The following is a 13,082-nucleotide window of genomic DNA, read 5'->3' as shown; positions in this document are numbered from 1 at the left end:
CGGAATCTGCATTTTGCATTCTAATATTTAGAATTCAATTGTTGCTGAGTTCAAATTCAGTCGTACCTTCTTTTTTCTTTTCAAATTAAAAATCAAAAATCCTACTGAAATTCGCTGAAAAATATTTTTAGCCTTAACAAAAAACGCCTTTTCATAAAAGAGCTGTTTCATGATTTTATAGGACAAATTCTAAACAAGCAAAACTACTATTTTGAAAAAAAACAACGCATCCTATATTGCATTTACTGCACTACTTATTATTTTAGGCACACTTCAATCACAAAAAATAAATGCTCAAGGTTGTGTCGCGGTTCGACAAATGGGAGGACTAAACATGACTTTGACTAATTCATATAATTTAAACAAAGGCGACTTTCAAGTTGGTGGTAATTATCGCTATTTTCACTCTTGGAGACATTTTATTGGAAAAGAAGAGCAACCTCAAAGACAAACCACAGGAGGCGGTCTGGATGAAAATGGAAACGAACGTGGTAATGCCGTAAATATCTATTCCCATGCTATTGATTTTAATATTTCTTACGGACTAACCAACCGCATTCAATTAAACGCTACGTTGCCTTATGTAAACAATGAGCGCTCTCAAGTACTAAAACAAAACCCAACAACCAAAAACTACCGTTATAGCGTATATGCGGATGGAATTGCTGATATCCGTTTGAGTGCTAATTATTGGCTATTTGATCCAACAAAAATGCCAAAAGGAAACATCATGGTGGGCTTAGGAGTAAAACTCAACAATGGTAGTCATAACGAAATGGACGACGCGCCACAAACCGATGGAACTGTAAAAAGCGTAGTAATGGACCAAGCCATTCAACCTGGAGATGGCGGGGTAGGAATAACAACTGAACTTCAAATTTTCAGAAAGTTAACCGACCGTCTTTATGGATTTGCAAATGGATACTACTTGTTCAACCCAAAGGAATCTAATGGCACATTCAAATCAGCCCCGAAACCAGGCTTAGAAGGATATGAAATATATGCTTGTCCTGATCAATATTTTGGACGTGCTGGTTTAATGGTTGCGGTAGATAAAAACCAGAATTTAAATGTTTCTCTAGCGGGACGTGTCGAAGGAATTCCAGCTTATGATGCCTTTGGTGGACAAGTTGCCTACCGTCGTCCTGGCTATGTTGTAGCCGTAGAATATGGTTTTGCCTACACACTAGGTCATCATGGTTTTAGCTTATTCATTCCTTACAACTTTGTAAAAAATCGTATTCAGAGTGCTGCAGATATTGCCTCACAAGACTTAATAAACTCAACTATAACTGATCCTAGCAAATATGTTCATGTACAAGGCGACGCTGCTTTTGCCGACTATTCCTTTAATGTGGGGTATTATTATCGTTTTGGACTTGGAAAGAAAAAACACGTAACAGTTAATTTATAAGATTTAAAAAAGATTTAAAACATGAAAAAAATTATTTTAAGTTGCTTTTTACTCGGAACTTTTTTTGCAAATGCTCAAACAGAGATTGATGCCATTATGATGAGCAAAAATCGATTCTGTGTTGGATCTGTTTATCAATACAGCAGTTGGGACAACTATTGGGAAGGAACCAACAAAAGAGAGAATTTGAATTTAGGAACTGTTTGTACTAAGACCTATGGAGTTATGGGCAATTATGGAATTACTGACAAACTGAATTTTTTATTCAATATTCCTTATGTAAAAACAAATGCATCTGCCGGCACTATGAAAGGTCAAGAAGGTTTTCAAGACCTATCACTAACCGTAAAATACATGCCTTTTGAAAAGAAAATCAAAAACGCAACTTACTCTTTATACACTATTGGAAGCTACTCAACACCCGTTTCCAATTATGCTGTTGATTATCTCCCATTATGTTTAGGTTTAGGAAGCCAAGTAGCCACTTTCCGATTGATGGGAGATTATCAAAGAGGAAAGTTTTTTACTACGGTTTCTGGAGCTTACTTATTCCGAAGCAATGTTACCATCGAAAGGAACACTTATTTTACAGATGAAATGCATTACACTAACGAAGTGGACATGCCTAATGTCATCAACATAAACGCAAGAGCAGGTTATCGTTCAGACCGATTGATTGCGGAGGCAATTGTTGACAACTGGGTTACGCAAGCTGGCGGTTTTGACATCACTCAAAACAACATGCCTTTCCCAAGTAACACCATGAATGCGCTACGTTTGGGAACCAACATAAAATATACTTTGAAAAAAATTCCGGAACTCGCTTTTGTAGGAGGATTCAACTATGTCATAGACGGCAGAAACGTGGGGCAATCAACCTCTTTTTATGGAGGGGCCTTTTATGTAATTAATTTTAATAAAAAAGTAAAATAAGATGAAAAATAATACTGAAAAAACGATTTATAAAAGTCTATTGGTTATACTTCTTGCATTTACGTATTCTTGTTCAAATGACATTACAGAACGCAATGATCAATTCCCTCAATTAAACCCAACAAATGCTGACGAACTTGCAGGAACTTGGAAACCTATTTTATTAACTGCTCCAGATGAATTTCCTTTAGATGCTCCTATAGCAACAACATTACCAGCATACACTAGGGAAATCAACGAAATAAAGAGTTATCAAGCCAACATTACTGATAAGCAAAAAGCAATAATAGCCTATTGGAGTGTTGGTGGTGTATTGCGTTGGAACGAAATCATGAGAACTTTAGTTGCCAAACACAATCGCCCACCTTTTCAGAATCCTGATGGAACGTACCCTATTCCATCTGGAGCCAATCCATTTGCCAACCCTGAATTTCCTTTTTCAAATCCTCCATACTCAGCTAGAGCTTATGCATATGTAAGTGCAGCACAATACGATGCTATGATTGCAACATGGCATTATAAAAAACTATACAATAGACCCGCTCCATTTGTAGTAGACGCCACTTTACCCGTGTTAATTCCAAAAAGCACTTTACCTTCATATCCCTGTGAAGATGCTGTTTTGGCTGGAGTTACTGTTGAATTATTAAAATTATTATTTCCAACAGAAATTGCCTTCATTCAAGAAAAAGCAGAAGAAGAAAAATTATACCGCATCATTAGTGGAGCCAATGTTCGAAGTGATGTAGATTCAGGAATTAGTTTAGGAAAGAAAATAGCAGCTAAGTTTATAGCACGAGCTTCAACAGATGGCGCTGGAGCTGCAGTTGGGAATCAAGACCTATGGACACTTCTTGAAACACAAATTGCTGCCACAGGAGAAACACCATGGAAATCATTAGAAATACCAGCAAGACCACCTATGTTGCCTTTGTTTGGGAAAGTAAAATCATTTTTCATGTCTTCTGCAGATGTTGTCGCAAGTCGTCCTGTGCCTCCACCATCCACAAAATCGGAACAATTTGCAAATGAATTAGCTGAAATTAAAACATTCAGCAAAGACAATTCTAAAAAAAATCAAGAGATTGTTACCTTTTGGGCCGATGGAGTCGGAACATACACACCGCCTGGTCACTGGAATGCTATTGCTACCGAAGCATTTGTTGAACAAAATTACAGTGAAGTGCGATGGGCTAGAAATATGGCCTTATTAAACATTTCTATGATGGATGCCGCTATAAGCTGTTGGGATGCAAAATACTTCTATTTTAACCCAAGACCTTCTCAAATGGATTCATCTATAAAAACAACAACTGGCGTCCCAAATTTCCCTGCTTATGTATCTGGGCATTCTACTTTTAGTGCGGCAGCTTGTACTGTTTTATCTCATATTTTGCCTGCCAAAACTGAAAGTCTTAAAGCAATGGCCCAAGAAGCCTCAAACTCTAGAATGTATGGTGCTATACACTATCGAAGTGATTGCGAAAAAGGTATGATACTTGGTGAAACTGTTGGTAACTTTGCAGTAGCCAGAGCCAAAACAGATGGTGCCGAGTAATTAATTGAATCAATGAAAATATATTAATTAGTTACACAGTCTTAGATAAATAAAATTCTTGGTTTTAATTGACTGAACACTTTTAAATCCTAATTTTATTACTTAATAGTTTGGTTACTATGTTTAAAACAAATTCTAAGGCTGGTAACTATTTCAAAAGCTACCTCAAAAAAATCGAATGAAATTTTAATTAAATTCTTACAAAAAACAAAAAATTAGTGAAATAATTCCAACTCAAAAAGGCCGTGATGCTCAATGATTTTTTTTACCTATTGATTCTAAACAAATTAAAAAAAGTTTAAAAAAGCACCATACTCTTTATAACATTCCTCAGGCTAAAACTATTTTTTGAAAATGGAAATACAATAAATAAATTGTATGTTTGTTTTTCAAGAAACAGTTTTTTTTAATTAGATTTTTAAATCTGGGGTTACCATTATGAAAAACGCTACACTCAAACAAATCGCAGACCAGCTAGGCATATCTACAACTACTGTTTCCAAAGCGATTAAAAACTATCCCGATGTAAGCCCCGCTACAAAAAAAAAAGTAGTTGATTTAGCGACATCCCTTAACTACACTCCAAATAGTTTTGCCGTAAATCTAAGGACCAAAGAATCGAAAACCATAGGAGTAATCATACCAACTGTTGATTATCATTTTTTTTCCAAAGTTTTTCAAGGCGTATTAGAAGAAGCCGAAAAAAGAAATTATATGGTGATTATTTTACGTTCTAATGAAAAATTAGAACTAGAAAAAAAACAACTTGAGTTATTATTAAGTAAAAGAGTTGATGGAATTATTATCTCTTTATCCAATGAAACGGGCGAATTCGAGCATTTAAATAATATACTGGCACAGAAAATCCCTTTAGTGCTATTTGATAAAATTGCCAAATTGGTTAATTGTTCGAAAGTAAGTATAAATGATAGAAAAGCTGCATATAATGCCACTTCTTTTCTAATTGAAAAAGGGCGAAAAAGAATTGCCCATTTTCGGGGATCTTATATGCCCCAAAATTCAATTGACCGATTTCTGGGTTACAAAAAAGCACTCGAAGACCATAACATTCCTTACGACTCTTCCTTAGTCTATGTTTGTGATAACAATACAGACTTAGAAGATGGTTACGCAAATGCCATAAAAGCCATTGCAGAACACCCCAATTTGGATGGCATTTTTACTGTGACAGACATGGTTGCCGTTGGGGCGCTCAAATACTTAAATGAAATAGACATCCCAATGCCGAAACAAATTGCCATTGTAGGATTTTGCAATTCTTTTGTGACCGAAGTGACCACTCCAAAACTTTCTACTGTCGACCAACCTGGATTTGAAATTGGCAGAGTTGCCGCAGCGATTTTATTTGATGAAATCAATTCAAAAAAAAGAAATGAGCCTGTAGTTTTTCAATCCATCGAATTAGAAACATCCATCTTAGAAAGAGAATCTACTTAACTTGATTATTGAATTCTAATTACTATATTGCATAAGCATTTTAAATTCCAAATTTTATTTTAAACTTAGTTTAGCTTCGATTTTAGATATGAAAGATATAACTCTCAAAGAAATAGCGACTACATTAGGGATTTCAATTACCACGGTTTCAAAAGCTTTAAAAAACTACCCCGACGTAAGTGCCAAAACTAAACAAGCGGTAATAGACCTTGCTCAAAATTTACATTATACGCCTAATAGCTTTGCGGTAAACTTACGCACAAAAGAATCTAAAACCATAGGTTTGATTATTCCTGAGGTAATGCATCATTTTTTTTCAAATGTAATTAATGCGATTATTGACGAAGCCGAAAAAAACGGTTATTTGGTTATCATCCTACAGTCTAGTGAAACCATTACTTTAGAAAAGAAACAAGTTGAATTATTAATAAACAAAAGAGTTGATGGCATCTTAATGTCCTTGTCCAACGAAACCAATTACGACGAGCATATAAAAGAAATCATAAACAGAAAAATTCCTTTTGTTATGTTTGATAAAATGTCAAAACTGGCTCCCTGTTCCAAAGTAATCATAGATGATCAAAAGGCTGGATACAATGCTGTTCAACATTTAATAGATATTGGATGCAAAAAAATAGCTCATATTCGTGGACCACTTAATCCGCAAAATTCGATTGATCGATTTATTGGATACAAAAAGGCATTGGAAAAAAACAATATTCCGTACGAATCAAACCTTGTTTATACTTGTGATAAAGTATCATTTCAAGAAGGTTATGATTTTACTGCACAAATAATAAAGGATCATCCAGATGTAGATGGTATCTTCGTTATCACTGATTTAGCCGCAGCTGGTGTTATATCGTATTGTAACGAAAATCAAATTAAAATACCACACCAAATTGCTGTAATTGGTTTTAGCAATTGGTTCATGTCACAAGTAATTTCACCAAAATTAAGTTCGGTTGACCAACCAAGTCATGAAATGGGAGTTGCATCATTTAATTTATTATTGGAAGAAATGAATGCCCACAGAGATGAAATTCCTTTTACACTGAGAACCATAGAGCTAGAAACAGATATTATCATACGAGAATCAACTATTAGATAATTACTCTTTGTCACTTTCAAAATTTACAGCAGAATAAAATCATATCAAATCGAATGATTAAGTAAAAAATCCCTTCCTTCTGAGGTCTTCAGAAAGAAGGGATATTTATGATATCTTAATCAACTATTGGTGCATCGAAACAATAATAAACTCACTTCGCCTATTGGCTTGGTGCTCTTCTTCTGTACATTTCACACCATCTGAACAATGATTCACTAACTGAGATTCTCCATAGCCTTTTCCAACTAATCGAACAGAATTAATCCCGTTACTTACCAACCAAGCCACGGTGGCCTTGGCTCTCATATCGGATAATTTTTCGTTATACTTTGAACTCTGACGACTGTCGGTATGTGAACGAACCTCAATTTTTATATCAGGATATTGCTGCATTACTGCTATCACTTTGGCTAACTCAAACATTGCATCTTTACGAATAAATGATTTATCCAAATCAAAATAGATAATAGGAATATCCAATGTTTTGGCCAAATCAGTACCTACAGTAATTGACTTCATACGCTTCTCAAGAACTATAGGAAAGAGCTTATTTCCACCCAACATTTTGGTTTTAACAGATCCCTCTTTCGTTTGATATTCGTCCTTCTCTCCTCTTACATAATACATTTTACCACAATCTACGGGGAAGCTATAACTTCCTTTTTCATCTGTTAAGGCAACTTGCAAAGGTTTAAAGTTACTATCAAACAAACTTATCTTTGCTCCAACTATTATCTGCCCAGAATCTAAGTCGGTAACTAAACCTGATAACATTTGTTCACAGATCAATTTTTTGTTCTCTACAAATCGGTAAATATCATCATAACCTTTACCACGTTCTCTATTTGAACTAAAAAAACCATTCCTATTTTTGCTATTGATTAAAAAAGCAAAGTCATCTTCCTTACTATTAATTGGTTCTCCTACGTTTTGAATACCAAAAAAACTTTCGTCCACTTCTATTTTGGCTACAAAAATATCCAACCCGCCTAAACCTGGTCTTCCATCGCTGGCAAAATATAGTTCATTATCATCGGAAATAAAAGGAAATGTTTCTCTCCCTTCGGTATTAACTTCTGGACCTAGATTCTCAGGTTCACCATAAGTACCATCAGTATTTATTTTTACTCTAAACAAATCTGACTGCCCTAATGTTCCAGGCATATCAGAAGCAAAATATAACTTTTTTTCATCCACACTCAAAGCGGGGTGAGCTACACTGTAATTATTACTATTGAATGGTAATTCTATTACATCACTCCATTGCCCCTCTTTATCCAATGTGGCTTTATATAGTTTTAGTAACGTATTTTTATTTGTATCCCTCCCTCTTTTACCTTCTAGAAAATTATTTCTGGTAAAGTACATCGTATGCCCGTCTTGGGTAAACACAGGAGTCGATTCATTAAATTTGGAGTTAATTTTGCGCTCAAAACGCTCTGGAGTTCCCATTTCTCCATCTGGCTTAATCTCCGACCAATATAAATTACTAAAAGATTTGTTAGTCCATTTGAATACTTTCTTGGAAACACCTCCAGTATCTCTGGCGGATGCAAATACTAATTTATTCCCTAAAAAAGAACTTCCATAATCTGAAAATACAGAATTTACTCCTGCATCAACTACTTGGAAACGACCTGAATTAGCTTTAATTTCTTCTAAATAATTTCGATTATCTTTAAAAAGTATCCCACGTTTATCATTGCTTGTCTTTTGATTAAACTGCTCCAACATTTGGTCAGCTTTAACATAATCCCCTGCCGATTTTAAGGCTTGCGAATAACGGTAAAAATACTCAGCTTCCTGATTAGGATATAAAGCAAAAAGTTGATTATACCATTTTAAAGCCTTTGATAATTCAGCTTTAAAGTAATAGGCATTCCCCAACTTTTGGAACATTTTTTCATCTTGATACCCTTTCGCAGCTACTTTCTCATAAGTGTCAATGGCATCAACATATGCATAACGATCATAACTCTTTTCGGCTTTACCAACAGCTACTTTTTGAGCAAATCCCTGAAAAAAGAAAGCACTTAAAAACAGACTAAAAACTATATTTTTAATTTTCATAGGTTCATTTTTAGAAGAATCTTGGAGATATAATTTTATCGTAGGCATTAAACAATTCGTATCGCAAAAAGATTTCGTGCGAACCCGAATTATATTGTGCAAATTCCGTGGTATCAAAATCATAACTGTATCCTATAAACCAAGAATCACTTGCTTGAAATCCTACCATAGCACTCATTGCTGCACTCCAGCGGTATGCAAGACCAGCTACAAATTTTTCATTCATCATGAAATTCGCAGATATATCTACTTGCAAAGGTGATCCTTGTACATATTTAGTTTGCAAAGAGGGTTTAAATTTTACGTTCGCCCCCAAATCAAAAACATATCCTGCTATTAAGTAATAATTAATTTTCTCTGTCGCGATATGGCTTGTTGAACTTGAAGTTGCCGATTTATCAAAATGTTCAGTTTCAATTAAATTTGGTGCCGATATCCCAATATAACTGTTATCAGAATGCAAATAGAATCCAATTCCAATATTGGGTGAAAACTTATTATCAATATTATCCTGATAAGCATTAGGATCCCCAGGCTGATATGTAAGTTTCGTGAAATCTATATTTAATAAATTGGCACTAGCCTTTAATCCAAATGACATTTTATACTTCTCAGAGACGGGAACAGTATAGGAAAAATCAGCTGATATGTTGTTCTCAATCGACGGTCCTATTTTATCGTTAACGAAGGAAAGGCCAAGCCCTAATTTACTTTCATTAAATGGTGTATTTATCGAAAATGAATTTGTTACTGGAGCTCCATCTACACCAACCCATTGATTTCTATGCAATGCAAAGATACTCATAGTCTGTCTTGATCCAGCATAGGCAGGATTCACTACTATTGTATTATACATATACTGTGTGTACTGAGCATCTTGTTGTGCATAGCTGGCAATAGAGAAAAACAGTAGTACCAACCTGATTATTTTTTTTTTCATGTGCATTATTTTATTTATAATAGCTTGTGAAGCTGATCGAACTATTTTCTATTTAAATACAAGTAACCTGATTTCTCTAAAGCATTAGATTCACTGTCTTTGTATTTAAGTATATAAAAATAAGTTCCTACCGGTAATTCTTGTGATTTCTCAACAGTAACACGTCCTTCTGAAACGCCTTTAAATGCTCTATCATCATTGTTATAATGCTCTCGTTCAAAAACCAAAACTCCCCAACGATTAAAAATCTCTACAGAATTGTCTGGATAACATTCTAGCCCTTGTATGAATAATCTATCATATTTATCACCTCCGTCAGGTGTTAGAGAATTAAATACTTTAATTGCACATCCAGAAACAGATAATACTGTTGGATTATCATCAAGTATATTCAACTCATCCGATTTATCTTCAACGATTTGCCCATTTGGACTCGTTCCATAAACTGTCGCTTGATTGGATATTGATCCCGTGTTGATATCCGATTGCTTAATCACATATCGCCCTTTGAAATTGGTTGTATTGATCTCATCTACTTCCATTATCAATGGATTTCCTGACATTATAACTCCTAATAATGGATCGTTTATTATCACATTCGTTAAAGGAACATTCCCTGTATTGGTTATTTCGAAACTATAAGTAATAGTTTCACCTGCTTTTGCATAACCATCTCCATTTTCGTCATTGAAATGAGCCGTCTTTACCAATGCGATGCTTGGTTTTTCCACAAACACTGTCACCAAAGCAGTACTGCAATTGCTTGGATTTGCTTTTTCACAAATGCTGTATGTCAAAGTATAATTACCCCCTGGAATATCGGCAATAGTGTTCAGTAAACCATTTGTTCCGATCGTAAAATTAGGATCTGGTGTAAAACTCAATACTACATCTGATAGATGAATTGGTAATCCATTAAAAGTATCATTAGCTATCACATTAAAAATTCCATTTAGTGCTTTGCTACCATCTATAGCCCCCACATTGTCGCTATTTGCAACTATGCCTGCATACATTCTACAACTGATTCCAAAATCACCATCAAGATAAACACTATTAGAAGTACTTAAATTAGTCAATTTAAAACTAGGTGTAGTCAATCCGCAAACAACAGAACCTTGCATTTTATTTACATTTAAATCAACTCCTTTTTTAGTAGTGCTAGGCAAAACTTTAACTAAACCGGTTCCTCCCAAAGCTTGAGCTGCAGCATCTAGATTCGCATCCATTACCAACTCTACTTTATAATCTCCCCAAGGATTTGAAACTCCTGGTCTGTCTCTCCAATACCCTTCGTAACCAATTATAACGGTTTTAGAATATCCATTAGGTCCTGTTACTACAATATTAGAACTTTTAGCATTACCAATCCCTGCTGCATTTAATTCCCCAACATTATTAGCCCCTTTACAGCTTCCATCCCCATTATAATCAATCCATTCCCATTTACTATAATCAATATTTCCATTAGCGTCAGGGATATTTTGTGTCACTAAACCATCATTATTGGCATCATACCATTCGTCTTGTATTCCGTTACTATTAATGTCATACCAAACATAATCTCCCAATACAGGCAGAGTAGACAAATCATATTCAAAATCTATTTTTTGAAAGTCACAATTATTAACCGTTATAAAACGCAAACTACCATTTGTAGGATATAATTGGTAGACACTATTCAAATTGGCATCTTGAACCTGTACCAAATAATCCCCTTGTACCATACCTGAAAAGCTATATGAACCATCCGCTTTTGTAATCTGCATTAATACTGGTCCAACTGTAGTTTTTTGAGGTATCAAAGTTATTGGAACATTCGCTAAGGGAGCACTAGCATTTCCTTTATTATAAACAATCCCTGAAATATAAGTAGCAGAACTACAATTAACAACAATCGAAACTGCAGCAGCATCACAAACAGGTATCACACCCAAAGTACAAATCTGATACGTTAATGAATATGTTCCCACAGGAGTGCCTCTTTTGATATCTAGTGAGCCATCTGTGTTTAATGTTAAATAACCAGTAGCATCCGGAGTTACAACAGAAAGGTTTACATTACTTAATGTTGCAGAATTTACATCTACTAAATCATTTGAAAGAACATTAAGAATATTTTTCATTCCATTCAATCCGTCAATAGGTCCAGCCGAATCATCATTAGCTAAAACAATTGGTGGTGCAGGTGCAGGAACATCTTTTACCTCAATGTTGATGCTAGCTGTATCACAAATAGCAGGACTACTCACGGAACAAATTTGATATTGTACGGCGTATTTACCTGCTGTTGTTCCCGGAGCTACAGTTAGCGTTCCATCCATATTCAATGATAGTCCTGTTGGATATACTCCAACAGATGACACATTTACAGTATTAAATGTTGCTGCTGTTAATAATGTACCATTCACTTTATCATTAAACAATACATTCTCAGTTGTACCTCCACTACTACCAATTATTGGTAACATAGTATCATCTATAGCATCAATGGTATTTACCTGCACTGTAACTTTAGCGGTATCACAATTCGTTGGATTTAGTTTGTCACAAATAGAATACGTTAGACTATATGAACCTGCAGGAGTATTTGGTGCAACAATTACACCTCTACCGACCAAAGAAACTCCTGCATTAGTAGCACTAATAAAAGATAAAACAACATCATTTGGATTTACGATAGCACAATTTAATTGATCATTTGATATAATATCAACTAATGCTGTCCCTCCTACTGTACCATTAATTGGAGTCCCTAAGTCATCGTTGGCAATTATTTCCCCTATCACCTTAACCGTTTGGGTGCAGGACGTTGTGTTGTTGCTCGCGTCTTTTACCGTCCAGGTAACTATAGTGCTTCCGATTGGGAAAGTGCTTGGCGCATCATTCGATACCGTAGCCCCCGAACAATTGTCCGCAAATACCGGGCTGCCCAAAGCAACTCCCGTAGCCACGCAAGAGCCAGCGTCTACATTGACACTTACTGCCGCAGGACAGGTGATTGTTGGATTGATGTTATCTGTTATGGTTACCGTTTGGGTGCAGGTCGCTGTGTTGTTGCTCGCGTCTTTTACCGTCCAGGTAACTATAGTGCTTCCAATTGGGAAAGTGCTTGGCGCATCATTCGATACCGTAGCCCCCGAACAATTGTCCGCAAATACCGGGCTGCCCAAAGCAACTCCCGTAGCCACGCAAGAGCCAGCGTCTACATTGACACTTACTGCCGCAGGACAGGTGATTGTTGGATTGATGTTATCTGTTATGGTTACCGTTTGGGTGCAGGTCGCTGTGTTGTTGCTCGCGTCTTTTACCGTCCAGGTAACTATAGTGCTTCCGATTGGGAAAGTGCTTGGCGCATCATTCGATACCGTAGCCCCCGAACAATTGTCCGCAAATACCGGGCTGCCCAAAGCCACTCCCGTAGCCACACAAGAGCCAGCGTCTACATTGACACTTACTGCCGCAGGACAGGTGATTGTTGGATTGATGTTATCTGTTATGGTTACCGTTTGGGTGCAGGTCGCTGTGTTGTTGCTCGCGTCTTTTACCGTCCAGGTTACCGTGGTGCTTCCAATTGGGAAAGTGCTTGGCGCATCAT

Annotated in this window: 8 protein-coding genes; 5 read left to right on the top strand and 3 right to left on the bottom strand. The window is 36.0% G+C overall.

Annotated features, from left to right (window positions below):
* Positions 1-211 precede the first annotated feature (211 nt).
* The 5 genes from KZH69_RS03505 to KZH69_RS03485 all read left to right on the top strand — a co-directional run bounded on the left by KZH69_RS03505 (position 212) and on the right by KZH69_RS03485 (position 6,474).
* On the top strand, positions 212-1,414 hold the full coding sequence (locus KZH69_RS03505) for a hypothetical protein (RefSeq protein ID WP_219316080.1): 1,203 nt from the start codon (positions 212-214) through the stop codon (positions 1,412-1,414).
* Positions 1,415-1,435: 21 nt separating this feature from the next.
* Complete coding sequence (locus KZH69_RS03500) at positions 1,436-2,347, top strand: hypothetical protein (protein WP_219316079.1); 912 nt, start codon at positions 1,436-1,438, stop codon at positions 2,345-2,347.
* A gap of 1 nt (position 2,348) precedes the next feature.
* Complete coding sequence (locus tag KZH69_RS03495; RefSeq protein WP_219316078.1) at positions 2,349-3,905, top strand: vanadium-dependent haloperoxidase; 1,557 nt, start codon at positions 2,349-2,351, stop codon at positions 3,903-3,905.
* A 438-nt stretch (positions 3,906-4,343) separates the two neighbouring features.
* A complete protein-coding gene (locus KZH69_RS03490) occupies positions 4,344-5,363 on the top strand; it encodes a LacI family DNA-binding transcriptional regulator (RefSeq protein WP_219316077.1) in 1,020 nt (339 codons plus the stop codon).
* Positions 5,364-5,451: 88 nt separating this feature from the next.
* On the top strand, positions 5,452-6,474 hold the full coding sequence (locus KZH69_RS03485) for a LacI family DNA-binding transcriptional regulator (RefSeq protein WP_219316076.1): 1,023 nt from the start codon (positions 5,452-5,454) through the stop codon (positions 6,472-6,474).
* A 123-nt stretch (positions 6,475-6,597) separates the two neighbouring features.
* Here the strand turns inward: KZH69_RS03485 and KZH69_RS03480 are convergent, their stop codons facing one another.
* The 3 genes from KZH69_RS03480 to KZH69_RS03470 all read right to left on the bottom strand — a co-directional run.
* Positions 6,598-8,544: an OmpA family protein gene (locus KZH69_RS03480; protein WP_219316075.1), complete on the bottom strand. Its 1,947-nt coding sequence runs from the start codon at positions 8,542-8,544 to the stop codon at positions 6,598-6,600.
* Between the two features lie 10 nt (positions 8,545-8,554).
* Positions 8,555-9,484 (bottom strand): PorP/SprF family type IX secretion system membrane protein, encoded by a 930-nt coding sequence (locus KZH69_RS03475; protein WP_219316074.1) that lies wholly within the window; start codon positions 9,482-9,484, stop codon positions 8,555-8,557.
* Positions 9,485-9,525: 41 nt separating this feature from the next.
* Positions 9,526-13,082: HYR domain-containing protein (locus tag KZH69_RS03470; protein ID WP_219316073.1), on the bottom strand; the 3,557-nt coding region annotated here is incomplete at its 5' end.

It is taken from the genome of Flavobacterium taihuense, from assembly GCF_019351435.1.
GTDB lineage: Bacteria > Bacteroidota > Bacteroidia > Flavobacteriales > Flavobacteriaceae > Flavobacterium > Flavobacterium taihuense.
This window is presented reverse-complemented; position numbering and strand designations above follow the sequence as displayed.